Here is a 21,864-nt window from a genome sequence, read left to right as displayed (position 1 = left end):
CCTGCTGCATTGATTGGCGCCCCGCTACCGATACTGCGAACGCGCAACCAGGGCAGGTTGCGCGTTTCGTGTTTTTCGGCTGCAGCCTTCCGGGGCGCTACGTGCTTTGGGTCTTGAGAAGTTTCTTTAGGTCGCTTTTCTTGACGGGCTTATCCGTCGCACGATTCTTTAAGGCGTCACTGATGTTTAGCCTGAACCCTTGGCCACCACGATAGAAGCACCTGGCTTTGGCTGATGCACTCGATTTGATGGTGCTATCCAGCCACTTGACGCCATTCTTGCCAAGGACCGAACCTCGGAATACAACGATGGCGTTTCTCTCCTCAGCCGTTTCCATGAAGGTGCGCACGTACTCCAAAATCGGCCGTTGAGAAGGCAAGAAACACCCATAATCTGCATTTTGGTCTGAGACGTTGAGCTCGAAATCTTCGGAATGCAGCAACTTTTTTAGGTCCGCACCAGTTTTAGATGCGTAGGGATGCAATTCGACTTGTGCTACCAAGTCTGAGGTTGATGTCTTCCTCTCTGCATCTGGAAAGAGGGATCGCAGATATGTTTCGTCTCGGGGCGCGCCAAAGTAGGTGGTGTGCCAGTTGTATTCTCCCGAGGTCCACTTTTCGGGATCCTGCTGAAACTGCTCTTTCTTTCCCCAAAAGCTGGCACCGTCGCCATGGCAATTTAATGGAGGGCAAAAAGCAAAGTCCGGGCTCCTGCCGTCCATAGACCAAGGGACTAAGACTTCTTCGCCTCTGATGTGTCGCAGCAGCTTTTCTTGTTCTTGTTTCCATTGCTCTCGTGCTTGTTTGCGAACAAGTTCAGATTTCTCATCAGTGCTATCGCTTGGATTAAAACCGTAGAGATCCCCGATGCGGTAATGCAGCTTGCCCCGTGTTTTCCATGGCAGAGCGGAAAAGGGGCGACCCATGACCCAGTCGGAGTACTCATGAAAGCTAGGGTTCATGGTCACTACCAACAAGCGAGGGGCTGAAAGATCCCCCATGAACGGTTGCGGCACTGCCGGGTAGAGCGGAAGTGCCTTTGCATCATCGGCTTGGAACTCTTTGAGCTTGTTGCCTTCATAACCGTTCACCCAGGAACGAAGCGTTGCTAGGCGCTTGTCTTCTGGGTCAGCCTCGTCTTTCAAGAAAGCAACATCTTTGGGGTGGATAAACGTATCAGATTCGAGTTTTTCCTGATCGAATTCACCATTGCCATGCAGAAAAGACTTAAAAGGCCTGCCGTTTAAGAACCCGTCTTTCCAGAACTTGGTCACAGCGTCGGCTGCCTCTTGTAGGCGCTCCCCAGCGTCCTTCTTTGTTTCGCTCATATCTATGAATCAACTCCTCAAAACCATTGCGGGCAAGTGTGTTTGTGGGCCGTCTTCTTCGAGGTGGGCGAGGGGGAGCTGGGCGTGGGCGTCGAAAAGCAAGAAGCCTTCGAGCATTTTTGGCTGTGTGCTGCCAATGGGGTAGGGTAGAGCGCCTGTGTGGAGTGTGCCTTTTTGCGGGCGCACAGCAGATCACCTCGGGTCTCCACCGGCCGCCGTGAGTGATCTTCCATTCGAGACTTTTGGCTGGCAGTTCTAGACAGACTTAAAAGGAGTCATTCAGTGTCTACTTACCACCCGAAGAGCGGTGACATCACCCGCAAGTGGTACGTCGTTGACGCGACTGACGTTGTGCTTGGTCGTCTTGCAACCCACGTAGCTGACCTGCTGCGCGGTAAGGGCAAGCCCCAGTTCGCACCCAACGTTGATTGCGGCGACCACGTGATCGTCATTAACGCTGACAAGGTTCACGTTTCCTCCAACAAGCGCGAGCGCGAGATGCGCTACCGCCACTCCGGCTACCCGGGTGGTCTGAAGAGCATGACCCTTGGTCGTTCGCTCGACCTGCACCCCGAGCGCGTTATCGAAGAATCCGTGCGCGGCATGATGCCCCACAACCGTCTTTCCCGTGCATCCGTGAAGAAGCTGCACGTGTTCGCCGGTTCCGAGCACCCCTACGCAGGCCAGAAGCCCGAAACCTACGAGATCAAGCAGGTGTCCCAGTGAGCGAACAGAACGTAAACGAAAACTTCGAGGCAGAAGCAGCCGAGATCGCCGCTGCTGCCGCCGCTTCCGAGGAATTCACCAACACCATTGGTGACGCTGTAGCCGTTGAGGCCGAGGTCGAAGAGGTCGAGGTCGCTTCGCTGCACGAAGGCCCCATCCAGACCGTTGGTCGCCGTAAGCGCGCCATCGTGCGCGTGCGCATGGTGGAGGGCTCCGGCCAGTTCATCTGCAATGGCCGCAGCCTGGAAGAGTACTTCCCCAACAAGCTGCACCAGCAGTTGATCAAGGCTCCTCTGGACCTGGTCGACCGCGAAGGCCAGTTCGATATCGTGGCAAACCTCACCGGTGGCGGCCCCACCGGCCAGGCTGGCGCATTCCGCCTCGCCATTGCCCGTGCACTCAACGTGTACAACCCGGCTGACCGTGCCGCCCTGAAGAAGGCTGGCTTCCTCACCCGTGACGCTCGTGCCGTCGAGCGCAAGAAGGCCGGTCTGCACAAGGCACGTCGTGCCCCGCAGTACTCCAAGCGTTAAGCCAACACTTACACGCTTCAGCAACGCCGCCAACTCCCGCATCGTTCGGGGTGGCGGCGTTTGCCGTTGCAGCGACCACCCCAGCATCCACCACAACGGCTCTGCTGTGTCATACACGCGACACCAAACGCCGCTGCCGGGTTAGGCAAAGCCGTGCATCGGCGCTGATAGGATAGCGGGGTTATTAACCACAAGCCTGAGATTCCCAGGCATCGCACTACACCGTATTAGAGCACCCCGGATGGCACCTTCTTTCTTCCACGCCAACAACAAAGGCGCAGCCCGCAAGGGCCTATTTCGCACTCGCCGTGCCCCGCGCCTTCCCATGACGGTGGAAGCAGAAAACCTCGGTGGCCAGCCGATTGGCAAGAAGATCCGCCGCGTGCCAGGCATCGATGGCCTGCGGGGCATCGCCGTTCTAGCCGTGGTGATCTACCACTTCGCAGCACAGCTTCTGCCAGGTGGCTACCTGGGCGTGGATGTCTTCTTCGTCCTCTCCGGCTTCCTGATCACCTCGTTGCTGCTGCGAGAATATGCGGCCACCGGCGCGATTAGCCTCAAAGACTTTTGGGTTCGCAGGTTGCGTCGAATAGTTCCCGCAGCCACCATGGTGCTGCTGATCACGGTGCCCATTACCAGGCTCTTTGGCGGCAACCTTGCCGTTGGCCTGGATAAACAATTCTTTGGCTCTGTGCTCTTTGTAAATAACTGGGTGCAAATTGCCAACGACAACACCTACTTTGGCCAAGACCAAGTGCAGATCTTTGCCCACTATTGGTCGCTTGCGGTAGAAGAACAGTTCTATATCCTCTTCCCACCAATCGTGGTTGGCTTGCTTTGGCTGCTGCGCAGGTATGGGCGGCGCTCTATCCGCCCTGTGCTCATGGCCGTGTTCCTTTTCGGTGCGGCACTCAGTGCTACCTGGATGGCCATCAAAGTAGAGCCAGGCCAAGACCCCACCCGTGTGTATTACGGCACCGATACTCACGCCTTCGGTCTGCTCATCGGCGCAGCCCTTGCCGCATTGCTTACCTCTACAAGCAGCAAGGCCAGGGATTCTTGGCCTAGGCATTCCAAGACCCTGCGCAAGCTGCTCGGCATCTTTGGCGTGATCGCCTTCGCCCTGCTGCTGTGGCAGATGTGGGCCATGGGCGATGATCTCACCTTTACCTACCGCGGCGGCTTAGTAGCGGCCAGCGTGCTTACAGCAATTGTGCTGGCTGCCGTCGTGTTTGAAGTAGGGCCGATCAGCAGGCTCATGGAATTGGCGCCGCTGCGTTGGCTTGGCGAGCGCTCCTTTAGCCTCTACCTCTGGCACTGGCCCATCATCCAACTTTTGCGCCATTGGTTCCCCGAACAGCCCTGGCAGTTGCTCGCCATTCTTGCCGTGGCAGTCTCACTGCCGCTTTCGGCCTGGTCGTATCGCAATATCGAAACCCCGATCCGTCGCGGCGGATATCTCAAGGCAGCCAAACGCCGCATGGCCACGCTTACTTCACCCGATCTACGTCCTATACGTGCCTGGATTACCACGGTGCTGGCGGTGTTGATTCTGCCCAGCGCCACGATTGCATCCTTGGTCACTGCCCCGGATAAAACCGATCTTGAGCGCTTCTTGGATCAAGCAGCATCCCAGCAGCAAAAGGCAGAGGCTGCAGAAACCACCAAGCCCAAACCCGTGCGCGTGATGCCGAAGGGCAACCAGATTTCAGCCGTGGGTGATTCCGTGATGCTTGCCAGTGCCGATGTGCTGCGCACGGAATTCCCAGGCATCTACGTTGATGGCGAGGTCTCGCGCGCCTTGGTCACGGCGAAGGCGATTCTGCAGCAGATGATTGCCGACGGCACCCTTGATCAATTTGTGGTACTCGGCTTTGGCACCAATAGCCAGGTAGATGATGAGCTCATGGACGAGGTGATGGAGGTCCTTGGGCCTGATCGCATCGTGGTGATTACCGAGCCATACGGTGATCGTCCTTGGATTCCTTATTCACGCGAAGCCATCCTCAAAGCCGCAAAGCGCTATAGCAACCTCTATGTCGCTCCCTGGTGCCAGGCGGTGGCCAGCGATCCTTTGATCCTTCGCGACGACGGCATCCACCCCACCCCCGATGGTGCCTTGGTGTATGCCGATACCATCCGCGATGCCTTCAAGCAGTGGAAAGACGATAAGAAGGTCATTCCAAGCACCTGCGGCTAGGCCGTTGCGCTTGTAGCTTGTCCTGCGCAGCTTTGTTGGCCAGCATCGTTTGTGCTTTGCAGGCCAAAGCCGGGGTGGGGGTCTGGGTTTCTAGCCTTGGCAGGCATAATGCTTGGTATGACTCGTCTTTTCGGTACCGATGGTGTTCGTGGTCTGGCGAACAAGAAGCTCACAGCTCAACTGGCCCTGCGCCTTGGCGCGGCGGCAGCGGAAGTGCTTACCCGAGATAACCGCAGCGGGAGTCGTCGTCCGGTAGCAGTGATCGGCCGAGATCCTCGCGTTTCTGGTGAAATGCTGGCCGCTGCATTGGCTGCCGGTATGGCAAGCCGTGGCGTCGATGTGCTTCGCGTGGGCGTGTTGCCTACCCCGGCGGTTGCCTTCCTTACTGATTTTTATGGCGCCGATATGGGCGTGATGATCTCTGCAAGCCATAACCCCATGCCAGATAACGGCATCAAGTTCTTCTCTAAGGGCGGCCATAAGCTGCCTGATCATGTAGAAGATGAAATTGAGCAGGTGATGGAAGGCCTTGAAGAATCCGGCCCCACTGGCCACGGCGTTGGCCGCGTGATTGAAGAGGCCACCGATGCCCGCGAACACTACCTAGACCACCTGCGCACCTCAATGCCAGAGCAGCTCGATGGCATCAAAGTGGTGGTGGATTGCGCCAATGGTGCCGCAAGTGAAGTTGCCCCCTTGGCCTATGCGGCAGCAGGGGCCACCGTGGTGGCTATTCACAATAAGCCCAATGCTTATAACATCAACGATCATTGCGGTTCTACCTACATTGATCAGGTGCAGGCCGCGGTGCTCGAACACGGTGCTGATTTAGGCCTTGCCCATGATGGTGATGCCGATCGCTGCCTGGCAGTAGATGCCGAGGGCAATGTGGTCGATGGTGATCAGATCATGGCCATCCTTGCCCTGGCCATGCAGGATAATGGCGAGCTGCGCAAAAATACCCTGGTGGCCACGGTGATGAGCAACCTTGGTTTGCACATTGCTATGCGCGAGGCCGGCATTACGCTGCTGAACACCAAAGTGGGCGATCGCTATGTGCTGGAAAAGATCAATGAGGGCGGCTATAGCCTCGGCGGCGAGCAGTCTGGCCACATTGTGATGCCCGATTTTGGCACCACCGGCGATGGCACGCTTACCGGTTTGGCGCTGATGTCTCGCATGGCGCAGACGGGGGTTTCTTTGAAGTCTTTGGCCGAGGCAATGAAGGTGTTGCCGCAGGTGCTGATCAACGTGCCTGTTTCGGATAAGTCGGCCATTGAATCTCACCCGGAAGTGGTAGCAGCCATCGAATCTGCCACCGATGAGCTTGGCGATACTGGCCGAGTCCTGCTTCGCCCCTCCGGTACTGAGGAGCTGTTCCGCGTGATGGTTGAAGCGGAGGCTGAGGAGAAGGCTCGTCGTATAGCGGGTGCCCTCGCAGCGGTGGTTTCTAAAGTGTAAGGGAACCGCCCCTTGAGTTTTTGCGTCAAATACTAGTGAAGGTTTTTGGCTCAACAACTTTGGGGGAATGATGACGTACATGGCATTCGATGCCACTAAGGCACTTGCCGTTCTAACGCAGCTTTCAGGCGAGGCGAAAGCCCAGCTCACATCGCATACGGCTACATCGCCGCACCTCGCGCCGGGCAGTACCGGCCGAGATTTCGCCGCCCAACAAGCTGCCCTGGAGCGGCTTTTTCATACGCTCCACCAGCAGCACGAACACCGCTACGCCACGTTGGTAGACGCCACGAAGCAGGCAAACTCGCAGGTGGAAACGGCTCGCAGCACAGATATCAGCAACGCTGCTGGCTTTGGGGGTGTGCAATGAACCCCTCTTTTCAGCTTTTCGACGCCGCCGTGCACGGCCTTCGCGGCGTCTCCAATGGCCTGTATCAAGGCCCTCAAACCTCAAGCGCTGCCCTTGAGCACGCCTTTAGTGCCACAGCCGGGCTCAATCCCGGCGCAGTAGCTGCAGCGGCGAAGAATATCGGGGGCAAAAGCGATCCAGAAAATACCGGTGTGCTCGGCACTCTTGGTGCTGAGGTTTTAGAGTTCTTTGCCGAACAAGCCATTAGTGAAGGCATTGAAAGCCTCATCGAAGAACTCTTCCTAGGCCACCAGCGCAATAGCGATATTGGCCAATCTGCGGGCAAAGCCGGTGAAGCGATGGAGTGTATTGATCAAGAAGCCGCGCGCACCTGCAATAGTGCCCTCGGTGCGCTCACAGCAGCAATGGGGCCACTACTTGGTGCCATTAGTGCTACGAATCCTGTGCTCAACCCCTTGGGTGCGGCAGGTATCTTTCAAGGCCTGGTTCGCACCGCCGAGGGGCTGATCAACGCCACCGCTTCGTTGATTATGGGCACCTGCCAGGCCAGGGATGAAGCAATTGGCGCCTGCTTGGAGCAACTGCGTGGAGAATGCGAACAAGCAGCAACTGCACCCAATCACACCAAAGCACCACGCCCCGAATCGTGCGTGCCACCACCTGCGCCAACACCGGTGCCGGCTCCGCAAGAGGCAGCACCTGCCCCGCAAGAAGCGCCGAAGCAAGCATCTGGTGGATCAGCAGCGGCAGTGCCAAGCACACACCAGGTGCCACCGCAGGCAGGATCGCCTTCGATCCAGGAGGCGGGGGTACAAGCGGCGTCGGTAAGCCAGCAACCTGAAGCGCAGCCGGCAGGTGCGATCGCGGGATTAGGCCAAGCGCTAGGTTCTGCCATCCAAGGTGTTGCGCAGCAGGTTGATCGCGGTGTTGCCGACTTGGCCACCCAGCTTGGGCAGGCAAGCAATAAGCCGCCCATGCAGCCGATGGAGGTGCAGCCGCAGGGCTTGGCTGAGGCGATGCAAGGTTTGGGCATCACGATCGATATTGATGCCGATATCCACTTCGAAGGGTGTGAGGGCGCTGGCGACACTGAACCAGCACCCGAATGCCCACCTGAGCCACTAGAGGAAACACCAGAGCAACCACCGCAGGAGGTTTCAGAGGAGCCATCGGCGCCGGAGCAAGCAGCACCCGAACCTGCGCCAACCAAAGCGGAGCTTGCTGCCAACGCGGGCAAGCCGCACTATGGTGCGGCGGCGGCAGCGCACTTGTCAGATGCCCCAAGCGCGCCACCGGCCGCCGAAGCGCCGGCACCTGAAGCAGCAGTGGAGGCACCAAGCGCTAAGAAGGCAGGGGGATGGTCATGAGCTACGAAGACTATATTGCAGAGTTTCGCCAGCGAACCGCGCAGCGAGTGGCGGATTTTGAAAAACTCGTGCGCGAAGCCGAAGCCGCGGTGCAAGCAGCAAAGAAGAACGCAGCGCCGCAACCCCCGGCTGCTCAAGCAACAGCAAAGCCCCGAAGGCGCGGGCGCGTTCGGGGCATTTTGCATTCTTCCTAGCGTTTGATCGTGCCGAGATCGGCGCGTTCTTGTAAGTCCTCGCCGGTGTAGATGCGGGTCTTTTTCAGCTCCTGCTCGGGATCAGAGAAAGCCTGGTACTTGTTTTCTCCGGCGAGCTCATGCAAGAAGAAGCCGGTGGTGAGTCCGCGCACCTGCTCGCGCACACCGGTTTTGATGCCGCCGGTGCCGGTGGCCAGCTTGAACAACACGTCTTCGGTTAAGACGTGGGCCTTGCCCTTTTCCATCTCGCGATACACCACATCGCCGCCCCAATTAGCGGCCATCTTTGCGGCGTTGCCGTAGTCGAAGAAGGCTTCCTCATCAGTGCTAATAACCAAGCCGGGGGCTTTTACCTTGGAGGCAAGCTCCTCGGCATTGGGGTGGCTGGCAGCAGGGTAGAGCGCTGCAACTGCGGCGACATTGTCGCGCTGCGCTGCGGCAAGCACCGCTGCGGCGGCACCCATGCCGTGACCGGCGACACCGATGCGACCGGGGGCAACGCTGACGTTGCCGGTGCCGAGCTTTACGCCGGTGAGGATTTGCAGGCAGGTTTCAATATCTGCTGCGAAACCGCGAACATCGGGGATCCAACCGCGCTCGGTATTCGGTGCCGCTACTGCAATGCCCCAGCTTGCGAGGTGACGCAGCGTGCCGTGGTATTTTTCTACGCCCTTTTTCCAATCATGGGCGAACACCACGCCAGGAATGCCATTGCCTTCGGCTGGGGTGTACACGCGCCCCTCGATGCCTGCATAGGCGAGGTCGCCAACGAGGACGCGGTGAGGGCCGCGCTTAGAAAGCTTTGGTAGTTGCTTGGACAGTTTGGTAGCCACGGTGTCTAAGGATAGTGGATACCAGCGCCTGGAGGTGGCACCGCCTGGCACAGGTGGCACAATAGAACACCATGAATCTGCTCGAAGCCCGCATCAACCTCGACGCCATCGCCGCCAACACCGCCAAACTCAAGGCCAAGGTAGCGCCAGCGCAGTTGATGTGCGTGGTCAAAGCCGATGGCTATAACCACGGTGCTCCCGAGGTGGCGAAGGTGATGCAAGCAGCAGGAGCCGATCAATTTGGTGTCGCTACCTTTGCAGAAGCCCTCGCCCTGCACCAATCCGGTGTGCAGCTTCCGATCATGTGCTGGCTGTGGTCGCCCGATCAAAACGTGGGCGAAGTCTTAGACGCTGGAATAACGGTGGCGGTGGCGTCGAAAAGCCAAGTAGACGCAGTGCTCGCACACGGCCGCGGAAAAGTGGTCCTCAAAATTGATACGGGCATGCACCGATCGGGGGTGCTGCAACCGCAGTGGGGCGAAATCATGCAGGCCCTTGCAAGCTCGCCGTTGGAAGTAACCGGGCTGATGAGCCACTTTGCCTGCGCCGATGACCTCAAAAGCAGCGCCACCGATGAACAAATCGCGCTGTTTGAGCAAGCCATCCAACAGGGCAGATCACTCGGACTAGAACTGCCCTGCAACCACATTGCCAATTCACCAGCAGTGCTCTCACGCCCGGATGCCTACTTTCAGATGGTGCGACCCGGCATCGCACTCTATGGCTGCGAGCCAATTCAAGGCCACGACCACGGGCTGAAACCAGCAATGCAATGGGTGGCCAAGGTGACGGTGGTAAAAGAGATCGCCGCTGGAGATCCCGTGAGCTACGGACACACCTGGCGCGCCCCGCATGACGGAGCCATCGCCATCGTGCCAGTGGGATATGCCGATGGATTAGCACGCGCCGCCCAAGGCCACGTGGAAGTAAGCATCGCCGGCAAACGATTCAAGCAAGTCGGCAGAGTATGCATGGACCAGATCGTGATCTTCCTCGGCGCTGATGATGCAGGAGTGCAACCCGGCGATGAGGCAGTGATTTTTGGCCCAGGGGGCATGAGCGCAAGCGATCTAGCCGAAGCCCTTGGCACCATCAACTACGAAATTGTGTGTAGCCCCAAAGGGCGCACACGCAGGGTATACGAACAAACCCACCATCAGCACGCAGAGAACCAGGAGCAAGCATGATCGAGCTTTCTTCAGGCACCCGCACCTGCCCAAGCGCTGCAAGCACCCAGGAGCTTGCACAAGCAATCGGCGCCCAACTCAGCGCCGGCGATGTAGTGATCCTGGTTGGGCCTTTAGGAGCGGGCAAAACGACGTTTACCCAAGGGCTCGCCCGAGGCCTAGAAGTACAAGGCCGAGTCACCTCACCCACCTTCCAAATCGCCCGCGAACATCACCCCATCAACGATGGCCCAACCCTCATTCACGTGGATGCATACCGCCTGCTTGAAGCAGGCGAAGACCCAATCGATGCGCTCGAATCCCTAGACCTGATTACCGAGCTCGATCACGCAGTGGTGGTAGCCGAATGGGGCGGCGGCATGATGGAGCAGCTCGCCCAGCGATACATCCAAATCACCATCGACCGCACCACCGCCGCCGAGCAAGATCCAGAATCAGAAGCCCGGATCATCTCCTGGGAAACCAAGGAAGGTTAAGCAGCGCTGGGGGAGTGGGGTGCTGCCTGCGGGGGCTCTTTGGCGCGGCTGCTTCCTTGGCGGAGTGGCGGCTGCTTTCTAGGAGGGGCTGCCTCCTTGGCGTGGATCTCCAAGAGGGGGCTGAAATCACACCGGCGTCTGATCTCAGCCACATTTTTGGCTCTGAGCTTGAGCTGGCACGCCCTCCTGGCAAGAATCGGGGGTGCTGTTTTTTACACCGATTATCGGATTTTTTAGAAACGAGACACCCTTGCTTGATTATTTGGCAACATCGCCGCTGCTCACGCTGGTCATCATTTTGGCTCTGGGCCTGGCGCTGGGAAAGATACGTTGCTTCGGTATCTCTCTAGGGGCCGCTGCGGTGTTGTTCGTGGCCTTGGCCTTTTCCACGCTCAACCCCGAGCTCGAGTTGCCGCCGCTGCTCTACCAGCTTGGCCTTGCCATGTTCGTCTACGCCATTGGCCTTGAAGCCGGCGGTGCCTTCTTTGCGCAGTTCAAGGCGCGTGGCTGGAAGCTGAACCTCTTTTTGTTGGTGCTGCTTGTTGCCATGGCGGTGCTTTCTGTTGCGATTGTCTCGTTGTTGGGCATTAAGCCGACCATTGGTGCTGGCATGTTTGCTGGTGCGCTGACCTCTACCCCTGGTATGGCGGCGATGGTGAATATGTTGGGCTCGCTTGATCCTGCTCAATCGGCTCAGCCCGTGGTGGGTTACTCCTTGGCGTATCCAGGTGCGGTGATTGGTTCCATCGTGGTTGCCGCGGTGGGTGCGAAGTTGTTAAAGGTCAATCACCGCGAGGATGCTCGTGCCGAAGGCCTCATTAGTGATTCGCTTGCGTGGCGCGGAGTGCGCATCGGGGAGGGGATTACTGGTCGCATTGGTGATTTGCAGGCCATTACTGGCCAGCAGGTGATTGCGAGCCGCATCGTGCGTTCGGATCATGAACATGAGCTTGGCATGAGGGATCGGGAGCTGCGCCCTGGGATGGTGTTGGTGCTCAATGGCACCCCGGATGCTTTGGATAAGGCCATCGCGGTCTTGGGTGAGCCGGTGGAGTTAAGCCTGGATGGCACCAATCTGGTGTATTCGCGCATCACTGTGTCCAATAAGGCCATCGCTGGGATGAGCCTTGGGCAGCTCAATACCTGCTCACGCGGCTTCTTGGTGGTCCGTGCCCGCAGGGGTGATGCCGATGAGGTGCCCAACCCAAGCACCGTCATTCGCCTTTCAGATCGCGTTCGCGTGGTCACCACCCCGGAGCGTTTGCCCGAGGTTCGCCGTTATCTCGGCGATTCTGAGCGTGAGCTTGCCGACGTAGACCTCTTGCCCTTCTTTATCGGCCTCCTCGCGGGCCTTCTGTTAGGCATCATCCCTGTCCCACTACCCGGCGGTAACACCCTCTCACTTGGTTTTGGTGGCGGGCCTATCGTGGCCGGTTTGATTCTTGGCGCGATGGAAAAGAGTGGCCCTTTGCGCTGGCAGGTGCCCTACCACGCCAACCGCACCATCAGCACCTTAGGTTTGAGCATTTTCTTAGCGGGCGTGGGCACCAAGGCCGGTGTGGGCTTCCGCCAGGCCATCACAGACCCAAGCTCTATTGCTGTGATCGGCGGTGGCTTCATCGTCACCATCGCCTCGGCGGTGCTGTGCGCCGCGGTATGTATGCCGCTGCTGAAGCTGAAGTGGGATGAGGCCATGGGTGTGGCCGCAGGTATGACCACCAACCCCGCGGTGATCTCGTATCTCAATGGCCAAACCAACACTGAGCTTGCTACCAGAGGCTATGCCACGGTGTATCCCACGGCCATGATCGGCAAAATCATCGCCTCGCAAGTGGTGTTGCTCTTACTCATCTAAGCGCCATAGTGGTGGGCAAGCTCGAGGCGATCGGTGGTGGCGTAGTAGCGTTTGAGGTAGCAAGCAAGCGGCGTGAAGCGACGCCGCGCACCTTTCGAAAGGACCCACCATGCAACTTCCTAAGCCACTTCGCGCTCTGGCTACCGTGCTCATTGTGCTGTTCCTGCTTCTCGTGGCCGGCATGATTTACTCTGCCAGCCAGGAAGATCAGCAGCCACTTTCCGGCAAGCGCCTTGAGGCAACCTTGCAAAAGCTCGAAGATCAAAACGTCCACATCGCTGGCTTGGTCATGGCAGATCTCTATGGCACCGAGTGGATGGAAGCCGCTACTGTTTGCTCCGGCATGACCGTTGAGCAGGTAGAGCAGCTCGGCGTGGGCTCCGATCTTTTTGCGGTAGAAGAAGGCAGCATCCCTGCGGATAAGAACTACCTGGTGTTTGTAAACCAAGACGGTGAATTCGCTTCTGCAGAATTCAACACCGAGGACTTGAACCTGTGCTTCCAGGGTCAGCCCACTGCGTTCCGTGCCTATGACATGAACCAGTTCTACCTCGACGGCGATACCTGGGTTCTGGCAGGTTAAGCCCTTGTTGCTGCTCACAGTTGATAGTGCCACCCCAAGGCTTGTGCTTGGGCTTGTGCGCGATGCCAAGGTGCTTGAGCAACGCTGCCTAGAAGATGCCCGCCGCCACAACGAGGCCTTGGTGCCTACCGTGATGGAGATGCTTGAGGCCACGGGTTTGGGCTTTGATGATCTTCAGGCAGTTGTTGTCGGTTGTGGCCCTGGGCCTTTTACTGGCTTGCGCGTGGGCATGGTCAGCGCCATGGCGTTTGCCGATGCCCTCGGCATCCCCGTGACTGGTGTTAGCAGCCACCAGGCCATCGCCTCCCAGCTTCCCGGCTCGAAGGTGCTGGTGGTTACGGATGCGCGCCGCAAAGAGGTCTATTACACCGAGGTAGTTGATGGCCAGGTGCACCAAGGCCCGCAGGTGTGCAAGCCTGCTGATCTCCCGGCCATGGACGTAGATACGCTCAGCGTGCCACAGCATCTTCAACAGGCTGTAGTAGAACAGGTCAATGCCACTGAGGTGGTGGAGTGCTATCCGAGTGCTCAAGGCCTTGCGGCGGTAGCGCAATTTGATCCGCCCCAAACACCCGAGCCGCTGTATCTTCGCCGCCCAGATGCCAAGGAGCCGCAGGTGCAGCTTTCTTCCGCGATCCCGCACCACGTCCCCACGGCAAGCCCCGAGGATTCGCACGAGGGATGAGCGAGCAAGCCAATCCCGGCGAGGCAGGAACGCAGCTTCGGCGCCTGAGTGATTTTGATGCCCCGCGCTTAGCGCACCTAGAAGCGCAGCTTTTCCCAGGAGATAATCCCTGGAGTGCTGCTGATTTCCGTTCGGAGTTTGCCCAGCCCCATACGCTGTATCTGGGCATTGATCTAGACAATCACCTGGTGGCCTATGCCGGTGTGGCATTTCTTGGGCCACAAGATCAGCCCGAGTGCGAAATTCATACCATCGGCGTTGACCCCGCCTACCAGGGCCAAGGGCTTGCCCGGGCAATGATGCAACAGATTTGTGGCCTGGCTGATCAACGCGCTGCTGCGATCTTTTTAGAAGTCCGTACTGACAACGAGCCGGCCATTGGTTTGTATGAGGCCTTTGGTTTTCAGCGCATTGGGCTTCGGCGCAATTACTATCAGCCCTCTGGGGCCGATGCTTTTACTATGCTGCGTCCTTGTTCTTTTGATCTTGCGAAAGGTGCCTCATGATCATTTTGGGCATTGAGTCCTCCTGCGATGAAACCGGCGTGGGCATTGTGCAGCGCCACGAAGATGGCTCCTTGGAAATCTTGGCCAATGCCGTTGCCAGTTCCATGGACCAGCATGCGCGCTTTGGTGGCGTGGTGCCGGAGATCGCCTCTCGTGCGCACCTGGAATCGATGGTGCCGGTGATGCGTGCCGCCTTGGCAGAAGCCGGCATCTCGCGCCCGGATGCCGTGGCGGCCACCGTGGGGCCGGGGCTTGCTGGTGCCCTGCTGGTGGGTGCTTCTGCGGCCAAGGCCTACGCGGCTGCCTGGAACGTGCCTTTTTATGGGGTCAACCACCTAGGCGGGCATGTGGCCGTGGCCAACTTAGCTGGTGCAGAGCTTGGTCATTGCGTGGCCTTGCTCGTTTCTGGTGGGCACACGCAGTTGCTTGAGGTCGATGCGGTGGGCACGCCCATGCGAGAACTTGGCTCTACGCTTGACGACGCCGCCGGCGAGGCCTACGACAAGGTCGCCCGCCTGCTTGGCTTGGGGTATCCGGGTGGCCCGGTGATTGATCGCTGGGCGCAACAGGGAGATAGGAAGGCGATTCGTTTCCCTAGAGGTTTGATGCGTGCGGATGAAATGCGTGGAGAGCATCGCTTCGATTTTTCCTTCTCTGGGCTCAAAACCTCCGTGGCGCGCTATGTAGAGGCCGCAGAACGCGAGGGGCGCACCATCGATATCGCCGATGTGTGCGCAAGCTTCCAAGAAGCCGTGTGCGATGTGCTTTCGGCCAAGGCCATCTTGGCCTGTAAGGAAACTGGTGCGCCTACGTTGCTCCTTGGTGGGGGCGTGGCGGCGAATGCGCGTTTGCGTTCTTTGCTTGGGGCTCGTTGCGCAAGCGCTGGCATCGAGTTGCTGGTGCCGCCACTGAAATTGTGTACCGATAATGGTGTGATGATTGCGAGTTTGGCAGCGGAGCTCATTGCTGCCGGCGGGCAGGCATCTGGCCTGGATGCGGGCACCAATACTGGCCTTGACGTGAGCATTCCTTTGGTGAGTTAGCTCTAAGCAATCACGGTTGAAGCCTTAGCACTGTAACGAGTAGAGTGCTAAGAGGTTGTCTCAGACACACAGTTGTTCACCCGCGACGACGGCTGTGCTGGCATCTGCAACCGGCACAATTTTTTGACACTTCATCAATGGAGGAACACCGTGGCAAACGTTCAAATTAAGCCGCTCGAGGACCGCGTTCTAGTAAAGATCAGCGAAGCCGAGACCACCACTGCTTCCGGCCTGGTTATCCCGGATTCCGCTAAGGAAAAGCCCCAGGAGGGCGTTGTTGTAGCAGCAGGCCCCGGCCGCTTCGCAGACGACAAGCGCGTACCCATGGATGTTAAAGAGGGTGACACCGTAGTCTTTTCCAAGTACGGCGGCACCGAGCTGAAGTACAACGGCGAAGAGTTCTTGCTGCTCAACGCCCGCGACATCCTCGCCATCATCGAGAAGTAAGGCCACTACATGGCAAAGCTCATTGCATTTGACCAAGAAGCCCGCGAAGGCTTGCTCAAGGGTGTCGATACCCTTGCCAATGCCGTCAAGGTCACCCTTGGCCCCCGTGGCCGCAACGTCGTATTGGACAAGAGCTTCGGCAGCCCCACCGTGACCAACGATGGTGTGACCATTGCTCGCGAGATCGACGTCGAGGATCCCTTTGAAAACCTCGGTGCTCAACTGGTGAAGTCCGTTGCGGTGAAAACCAACGACATCGCCGGCGATGGCACCACCACCGCCACCTTGTTGGCTCAGGCGCTGATTAGCGAAGGCCTGCGTAACGTCGCTGCCGGTGCTAACCCCATCGAGCTCAACCGTGGCATTCAGGCTGGCGCAGAGAAGGTCGTCGAAGAGCTGCTTGCTCGCGCCCAAGAAGTGGCATCGGCCGCCGATATCGCCAACGTGGCAACCGTGTCTTCTCGCGACGCCGAGGTGGGCGACATGGTCGCAGCCGCCATGGAAAAGGTGGGCAAAGACGGCGTTGTTACCGTCGAGGAATCCCAGTCCATCGAGTCTTATCTCGACGTCACCGAGGGTGTGTCTTTTGATAAGGGCTTCCTTTCGCCCTACTTCATCACCGACACCGATTCCCAGCACGCCGTCTTGGATAACCCCGCCGTGCTGCTGGTGCGCAACAAGATCTCCTCGCTGCCCGATTTCCTGCCGCTGCTGGAAAAGGTAGTAGAGGCCAACAAGCCACTGCTGATCATTGCCGAGGATGTTGAAGGCGAGCCGCTGCAGACGCTCGTGGTGAACTCCATCCGCAAGACCATCAAGGCAGTCGCAGTCAAGGCTCCGTACTTCGGCGAACGCCGCAAGGCATTCATGGACGATCTTGCCGTAGTGACCGGTGCCACCGTGGTGGACCCGGAAGTGGGCGTGACCCTCAACGAGGCCACCCCGGAGGTCTTCGGTGCTGCCCGTCGCGTGACCGTTACCAAGGATGAAACCATCATCGTCGATGGTGCCGGTACCGCTGATGCCGTGGAGCGCCGTCGCGAGCAGATCCGCCGCGAGATCGAGACCACGGATTCTTCCTGGGATCGTGAGAAGGCTGAGGAGCGTCTGGCCAAGCTTTCCGGTGGCGTTGCTGTGATCAAGGTTGGCGCAGCCACCGAAACTGAGGTGTCTGAGCGCAAGCTGCGCGTAGAAGATGCCATCAACGCTGCTCGTGCTGCCGCTCAAGAAGGCGTGATCGCCGGTGGCGGTGCTGTGCTGGTGCAGATCGCCGAAGAGCTCAAGCAATTCGCCGAGCAATTCGAAGGTGATGCCAAGGTAGGTGTGCTGGCTCTTGGCCGCGCCCTGCAAAAGCCCGCGTATTGGATTGCCGATAACGCCGGTAAAGATGGCGCCGTGATTGTCTCGCGCGTTGTTGAGCTTGGCAATGGTGAAGGCTTCAACGCCGCCTCCTTGGAGTACGGCAACCTCATCGAGCAGGGCATTATCGACCCAGTCAAGGTCACCCACTCTGCCGTGGTCAACGCTACTTCCGTGGCGCGCATGGTGCTTACCACCGAAGCCTCGGTGGTAGAAAAGCCGGCTGAGCCGCAGCCCCAGGCTGCAGGCCACCACCATCACCACTAAAAGCGCAAAGCGTGAAAAAGCACCCTCTCCCAATTGGGAGAGGGTGCTTCTTTTTTGTGGTGCTTAGCGCTGCTCAATGCGAACGGAGCGCAAATAGCGCTGGCGTTCACCTTCGGTCATCCCACCCCAGATGCCGTAGACCTCGCCGGTGCTGAGTGCGTGTTCGCGGCAGGCTTTGAGTACAGGGCATGTTTGGCAGATTTCTTTGGCACGACGCTCACGCATCATGCGGGCGCGACCGCGCTCGCCTTCGGGGTGGTAGAAGGTATCCGAGCTTTCGTCGCGGCAAGCTCCTTCGAGCCGCCAATCCCATTGCACCGTGTATGGGCCTGGGAGAACGGTCGTGGTGGGCATGCGTAGGCGCTCCTTTTGAGAAGACGATGAAAACAAATAAGGTGGTGCAGCCTGATCAACCAAGACCGCCGATGCAGCGGCGTGGCGGTTGAATATTCAGCGTGTGCCAGGGCGTGCTCCCATAGGATGGCGCAGGCAAGTAAACAACACATGATGCGCACATGACCTTTAGGCGATGTTTCTTCGGCATTGGGGCAAACAACGAGCTCACGCAGGCTGGCACCTGGTGCAACAATCTTTGAAGGGGGTGCTGCTAGGGCGATGGTGGGGTGGCTTCGAGCAGGGGGTTGGGTCTATGAACGTGACAAGTACTAGAATTTCAACAGCGACCACGCCAGAGATGCGGTACTGCAAGGAGAAACTACGTGAGCGACGAGGATGAGCTTCAACGGCTAGTGCCGAAAGCTCAAGCCGGCGATGCCGTAGCTCTCGAGCGCATTATTGAAATCTCTTATCCCGTAGTGTTGCGCTACGCCCGCGCACGCATGTCCGGGGGTAGGCACCCCACCCCCGAGGATGTGGCTCAAGAAACCTGTTTGGCGTTGGCGAACTCCATCGAACGCTACGTAGATCGTGGCAGGCCTTTCCTGGCTTTTGTCTATGGCATTGCCTCAAACAAAGTGGCAGACGCGATGCGCTACTATAAGCGCGATCTTGCGCACCCCACCGATGAGGTGCCCGATACGGAAATTGTGCACGATACTCCTGAGCATTTGACCATGGCGCAAGCAGGTAGTAACAGGATGCTTGCATTGCTCGATGTACTCAGTGACAAAGCTCGTGAGGTTGTAATCCTCAGGGTGTTTAATGGTCTGAGTGCTGATGAGACGGCAGAAATTCTGGGAAGTACTCCAGGCGCAGTCCGTGTGGCACAACATCGAGCACTAGCAACACTAAGAAAGGCTCTGGAGCAGGAGCGTGGCAATGAATAGGCGGCACCCGAAGCAGGAGGGCGTGACTCGTCGGCAGCTTGAACAGCTGCGCGAGGACGACGCCTTCTTGAGCGCGCTTGCGCAGGGTGTTGATCCCAGCGATGGTCGCGATGAGTTAGCGGCCTTATTCCTCCAAGCGCGTGAAGAAGTCAGCGCCGACATGCCCAAGGCACCGACGCTGGCAGAACTTGGCTTTGATTTTCGTGACCAGGCATTAACCAATGAGATGCCGGCAGTAGATGCTCCTGCACCGCGCAGGCGAGGCCGTTTTGCAGCCGAAGATCCAGCAAGCGATGCCGATGTGGCCGAGGTAGTGCCGCTGCACCGCCCAGCACGGGCAGTCTTCCACGGCATGGTGGGTGCGGCAGCAGCTACCGCCTTGATCGCCGGCAGTGGTGTGGCCATCCATAACGCAGAGCCAGGCAGCCCCCTGTATGGGCTTAACCAGCAGATCTTTGGCGGCAACGACGTCGAAGTGGTGCAATTAGCATCTGCGCTCCAAGAAGCCAATGACCTGAAAGCCAGCGGTGATATTGAGGGTGCCAAGCGCAAACTGGCAGAGGCCCAGGCGTTGGTAGACCGCATGAAGCCCGAAGGCCGCAAGGTGGGGCAGTCGCTGGTAGATCGCGTATCCACCACGATTACTGCCACGGTCACTACCACCGCGCCGGCGCCCGATAAGGAAACCACGACGGTTACCAAGACGAAGAACGAGGAAAAGTCTCCCGCTTCGGAAACCTCTCGTACTTCCGAGCCCACGGTGGAGGCCACCCCAGATGCCGGTGAGCCTTCTACCGAGGATCCCGTAGAGGAAGAAACTGGTGTGCGTAATGCGCCCCCGGTTGAGGAAAATGCTGAGGCGCAGCCTGGGATTGAAGATCCCGTCGATGGTATCTCTCGCAGCATTAGCGAGGTTGTGCAAGAAGTAGCACCGGCGATGGAGCGCTAAACAGCCCAAAGTAACCAAGGCGCCAGCTAGCCAAGCGGCAAAATAGCTAAGTGGCCGCGAAGCTGAGCCAGAAACGCTTAAAGCCCGGATCAATTATTGATCCGGGCTTTGGTGTTGTTGCTAGCGCCTGCTCATGCCGTCGATATAGCCGAGGCAATAATCCCAGGGCACATAGGCATTGGGGTTGGGGTTCATGCTGGGTTCATGCGCGGGGCTGAGCTCTCCGGCCAAGGTGGCGCGCATGTTGTTAATCATGATGTCCCAGTCGTAGTAGTGCTCTTCTTGGCACTCCTCGCAGATAGCCACCACACCCATCACGCCTTTAGGGAGCAGCGCTGCACGGAATTGGTAGACGAACTGGAGCTCTTGTTTGATTTGCTCGCGTTCTTGATCGCTCAGCGGCGGGAGCTGTTCTTCTTCGTCGTCAAACAGCGAAGCCGGGTCGAAATCGTCGTCGGCGAAGGGGTCTTTGGGCATTTGCCAGTCGAAGCTCACCCAAGCCAGCCTAAATGGGGTAAGCCTTTGGTTTCAAGTACCAAGGCCGGGCAATAAATGCACAGTCGGGGGTGTTAGAGGTGGCAAGACGAGCAGGAGCCAAGCCCTGATTGCCCAACGCGGTAGGCTAGACACACAGTTCGCGGCTTCGGCCTGCATGGATCACGGTTTCCAAGGAGAGAGATTCAATGACAGATAAGCGAGTAAGCACTGGTGGCGACGATCCCAACAAGGTTGCACTGGTAGGACTCACCTTCGACGATGTGCTGCTACTACCTGATGCATCGGATGTGATTCCCAGTGAGGTGTCCACCGCGACGCAACTGACTCGCAACATTCGTCTCAACATCCCGATTATCTCTGCTGCCATGGACACGGTCACTGAATCGCGCATGGCAATTGCTATGGCCCGCGAAGGCGGCATGGGTGTGTTGCACCGCAACCTCTCTATTGAAGAGCAAGCCCAGCACGTCGAGGTGGTCAAGCGTTCGGAGTCTGGCATGGTCACCGATCCTGTGACGTGCTCGCCTGATATGACCATCGCCGAGGTCGACGCCCTGTGCGCCCGCTTCCGCATCTCTGGTTTGCCTGTCGTAGATGATGAAGGCACCTTGCTGGGCATTTGCACCAACCGTGATATGCGCTTTGAGCGCGATTTTGAACGCAAAGTCTCCGAGGTTATGACCCCGATGCCCCTGGTGGTGGCCGAAGAGGGCGTAGGCAAAGAAGAAGCCCTTGAGCTGCTGAGCCAAAACAAGGTGGAAAAGCTGCCGATCGTCGACAAGCAAGGCAAGCTCACCGGCCTGATTACCGTCAAAGACTTCGTCAAAACTGAGCAGCACCCCAACGCCACCAAGGATGCCTCCGGGCGTTTGCTGGTGGGCGCAGGTATCGGCGTGGGCGAGGAATCTTGGCAGCGTGCAGGTTCGCTTGTCGACGCCGGCGTGGATGTCCTCGTAGTGGACTCAGCCCACGCACACTCCTCAGGGGTGCTGGATATGGTCTCTCGCGTCAAGCGTGAATTTGGCAAGCAGGTCGATGTGATCGGCGGCAACCTCGCCACCCGCAGCGCAGCCAAGGCCATGATCGAAGCCGGTGCCGATGCCATCAAGGTCGGCATTGGCCCAGGCTCTATTTGCACCACCCGTGTGGTCGCAGGCGTCGGTGCCCCGCAGATCACCGCGATCATGGAGGCCTCGGTGCCCGCCCATGAGGCAGGCGTGCCAATCATCGCCGACGGCGGCATGCAATTCTCCGGCGATATTTCCAAGGCCCTGGCAGCCGGTGCCTCCTCGGTGATGTTGGGCTCCATGCTGGCAGGTACCGCTGAAGCCCCCGGCGATATCGTTGTGGTGCAAGGCAAGCAGTACAAGCGCTACCGCGGCATGGGCTCCATGGGTGCGATGCAAGGCCGTGGCCTTTCTGGTGAAAAGCGCTCCTTCTCCAAAGACCGCTACTTCCAGGCCGATGTGAAAAGCGAAGACAAGCTCGTGCCAGAAGGCATCGAAGGCCGTGTGCCTTTCCGCGGTTCCATCGAGGCCATCACCCACCAGCTCGTTGGCGGCTTGCGTGCCTCTATGGGCTACACCGGCTCTGCCACCATCGAAGATCTCCAGCGCGCCAAGTTCGTGCAGATCACCTCTGCTGGTTTGAAGGAATCGCACCCGCACCACATCCAGCAGACTGTTGAAGCTCCGAACTACCGCTAACGCCGC

The 21,864-nt window shown here is 58.5% G+C and carries 23 protein-coding genes; 19 read left to right on the top strand and 4 right to left on the bottom strand.

Features of this window, described 5'->3' with window-relative positions:
• Positions 1–97: 97 nt before the first annotated feature.
• Positions 98–1,327, bottom strand: a complete 1,230-nt coding sequence (locus tag CPPEL_RS09070; RefSeq protein ID WP_123960815.1) for a hypothetical protein — start codon at positions 1,325–1,327, stop codon at positions 98–100.
• Between the two features lie 282 nt (positions 1,328–1,609).
• On the opposite strand from CPPEL_RS09070, the gene rplM reads away from it, so the two are divergent.
• The 7 genes from rplM (at position 1,610) to CPPEL_RS09035 (ending at position 8,178) form a co-directional block, all read left to right on the top strand.
• Complete coding sequence (rplM, locus tag CPPEL_RS09065; protein ID WP_123960814.1) at positions 1,610–2,053, top strand: 50S ribosomal protein L13; 444 nt, start codon at positions 1,610–1,612, stop codon at positions 2,051–2,053.
• On the top strand, positions 2,050–2,586 hold the full coding sequence (gene rpsI / locus CPPEL_RS09060; protein WP_123960813.1) for a 30S ribosomal protein S9: 537 nt from the start codon (positions 2,050–2,052) through the stop codon (positions 2,584–2,586). Before rplM ends, rpsI begins: the two co-directional genes overlap by 4 nt.
• A 241-nt stretch (positions 2,587–2,827) precedes the next feature.
• Positions 2,828–4,786 carry an acyltransferase family protein gene (locus CPPEL_RS09055; RefSeq protein ID WP_123960812.1) on the top strand — a complete coding sequence of 653 codons (1,959 nt, stop codon included), beginning with the start codon at positions 2,828–2,830 and terminating at the stop codon, positions 4,784–4,786.
• A 117-nt stretch (positions 4,787–4,903) separates the two neighbouring features.
• Complete coding sequence (gene glmM, locus CPPEL_RS09050) at positions 4,904–6,247, top strand: phosphoglucosamine mutase (protein ID WP_123960811.1); 1,344 nt, start codon at positions 4,904–4,906, stop codon at positions 6,245–6,247.
• A 79-nt stretch (positions 6,248–6,326) separates the two neighbouring features.
• On the top strand, positions 6,327–6,617 hold the full coding sequence (locus CPPEL_RS09045) for a hypothetical protein (protein WP_123960810.1): 291 nt from the start codon (positions 6,327–6,329) through the stop codon (positions 6,615–6,617).
• Positions 6,614–7,984, top strand: a complete 1,371-nt coding sequence (locus CPPEL_RS09040) for a hypothetical protein (protein ID WP_123960809.1) — start codon at positions 6,614–6,616, stop codon at positions 7,982–7,984. The genes CPPEL_RS09045 and CPPEL_RS09040 overlap by 4 nt, the downstream gene beginning before the upstream one ends.
• A complete protein-coding gene (locus CPPEL_RS09035) occupies positions 7,981–8,178 on the top strand; it encodes a hypothetical protein (RefSeq protein ID WP_123960808.1) in 198 nt (65 codons plus the stop codon). Before CPPEL_RS09040 ends, CPPEL_RS09035 begins: the two co-directional genes overlap by 4 nt.
• Here the strand turns inward: CPPEL_RS09035 and CPPEL_RS09030 are convergent.
• Entirely contained in the window at positions 8,175–9,011 is an 837-nt protein-coding gene (locus tag CPPEL_RS09030; RefSeq protein ID WP_123960807.1) for a dienelactone hydrolase family protein, read from the bottom strand. The two genes, CPPEL_RS09035 and CPPEL_RS09030, sit on opposite strands and share 4 nt — an antisense overlap.
• A gap of 71 nt (positions 9,012–9,082) precedes the next feature.
• Here CPPEL_RS09030 and alr point away from each other — a divergent pair, with 71 nt between their 5' ends.
• From alr to groL, 9 genes are all read left to right on the top strand, one after another.
• Positions 9,083–10,198, top strand: a complete 1,116-nt coding sequence (alr, locus tag CPPEL_RS09025) for an alanine racemase (protein WP_123960806.1) — start codon at positions 9,083–9,085, stop codon at positions 10,196–10,198.
• On the top strand, positions 10,195–10,674 hold the full coding sequence (gene tsaE, locus CPPEL_RS09020; RefSeq protein ID WP_123960805.1) for a tRNA (adenosine(37)-N6)-threonylcarbamoyltransferase complex ATPase subunit type 1 TsaE: 480 nt from the start codon (positions 10,195–10,197) through the stop codon (positions 10,672–10,674). Before alr ends, tsaE begins: the two co-directional genes overlap by 4 nt.
• Positions 10,675–10,924: 250 nt before the next feature.
• On the top strand, positions 10,925–12,529 hold the full coding sequence (locus CPPEL_RS09015; protein WP_123960804.1) for an aspartate:alanine exchanger family transporter: 1,605 nt from the start codon (positions 10,925–10,927) through the stop codon (positions 12,527–12,529).
• Between the two features lie 109 nt (positions 12,530–12,638).
• The gene (locus tag CPPEL_RS09010) at positions 12,639–13,112 is read left to right on the top strand and encodes a hypothetical protein (protein WP_123960803.1); all 474 of its coding nucleotides are present in this window, start codon (positions 12,639–12,641) and stop codon (positions 13,110–13,112) included.
• Positions 13,113–13,116: 4 nt separating this feature from the next.
• Positions 13,117–13,797: a tRNA (adenosine(37)-N6)-threonylcarbamoyltransferase complex dimerization subunit type 1 TsaB gene (gene tsaB / locus CPPEL_RS09005; protein ID WP_123960802.1), complete on the top strand. Its 681-nt coding sequence runs from the start codon at positions 13,117–13,119 to the stop codon at positions 13,795–13,797.
• Positions 13,794–14,303, top strand: a complete 510-nt coding sequence (rimI, locus tag CPPEL_RS09000) for a ribosomal protein S18-alanine N-acetyltransferase (RefSeq protein ID WP_123960801.1) — start codon at positions 13,794–13,796, stop codon at positions 14,301–14,303. The genes tsaB and rimI overlap by 4 nt, the downstream gene beginning before the upstream one ends.
• Positions 14,300–15,346, top strand: a complete 1,047-nt coding sequence (gene tsaD, locus CPPEL_RS08995; protein WP_123960800.1) for a tRNA (adenosine(37)-N6)-threonylcarbamoyltransferase complex transferase subunit TsaD — start codon at positions 14,300–14,302, stop codon at positions 15,344–15,346. The genes rimI and tsaD overlap by 4 nt, the downstream gene beginning before the upstream one ends.
• Before the next feature lie 150 nt (positions 15,347–15,496).
• Positions 15,497–15,793: a co-chaperone GroES gene (gene groES, locus CPPEL_RS08990; RefSeq protein WP_123960799.1), complete on the top strand. Its 297-nt coding sequence runs from the start codon at positions 15,497–15,499 to the stop codon at positions 15,791–15,793.
• A gap of 9 nt (positions 15,794–15,802) precedes the next feature.
• Positions 15,803–17,419, top strand: coding sequence for a chaperonin GroEL (groL, locus tag CPPEL_RS08985; protein ID WP_123960798.1), 1,617 nt, complete (start codon positions 15,803–15,805; stop codon positions 17,417–17,419).
• A 63-nt stretch (positions 17,420–17,482) separates the two neighbouring features.
• Here the strand turns inward: groL and CPPEL_RS08980 are convergent, their stop codons facing one another.
• On the bottom strand, positions 17,483–17,773 hold the full coding sequence (locus tag CPPEL_RS08980) for a WhiB family transcriptional regulator (protein ID WP_123960797.1): 291 nt from the start codon (positions 17,771–17,773) through the stop codon (positions 17,483–17,485).
• Between the two features lie 365 nt (positions 17,774–18,138).
• Here CPPEL_RS08980 and CPPEL_RS08975 point away from each other — a divergent pair, with 365 nt between their 5' ends.
• Complete coding sequence (locus tag CPPEL_RS08975) at positions 18,139–18,705, top strand: sigma-70 family RNA polymerase sigma factor (RefSeq protein WP_123960796.1); 567 nt, start codon at positions 18,139–18,141, stop codon at positions 18,703–18,705.
• Positions 18,698–19,654, top strand: a complete 957-nt coding sequence (locus tag CPPEL_RS08970; RefSeq protein ID WP_123960795.1) for a hypothetical protein — start codon at positions 18,698–18,700, stop codon at positions 19,652–19,654. Before CPPEL_RS08975 ends, CPPEL_RS08970 begins: the two co-directional genes overlap by 8 nt.
• A gap of 120 nt (positions 19,655–19,774) precedes the next feature.
• Here the strand turns inward: CPPEL_RS08970 and CPPEL_RS08965 are convergent, their stop codons facing one another.
• Positions 19,775–20,149 (bottom strand): DUF5319 domain-containing protein, encoded by a 375-nt coding sequence (locus CPPEL_RS08965; protein WP_123960794.1) that lies wholly within the window; start codon positions 20,147–20,149, stop codon positions 19,775–19,777.
• 188 nt (positions 20,150–20,337) lie between these two features.
• On the opposite strand from CPPEL_RS08965, the gene guaB reads away from it, so the two are divergent.
• Positions 20,338–21,858, top strand: a complete 1,521-nt coding sequence (gene guaB / locus CPPEL_RS08960; RefSeq protein ID WP_123960793.1) for an IMP dehydrogenase — start codon at positions 20,338–20,340, stop codon at positions 21,856–21,858.
• Positions 21,859–21,864 lie beyond the last annotated feature (6 nt).

Source organism: Corynebacterium pseudopelargi (assembly GCF_003814005.1).
GTDB classification, from domain to species: domain Bacteria; phylum Actinomycetota; class Actinomycetes; order Mycobacteriales; family Mycobacteriaceae; genus Corynebacterium; species Corynebacterium pseudopelargi.
Note: the sequence above shows the minus strand (reverse complement) of the source record. Positions and strands in the feature narration are given on the sequence as shown.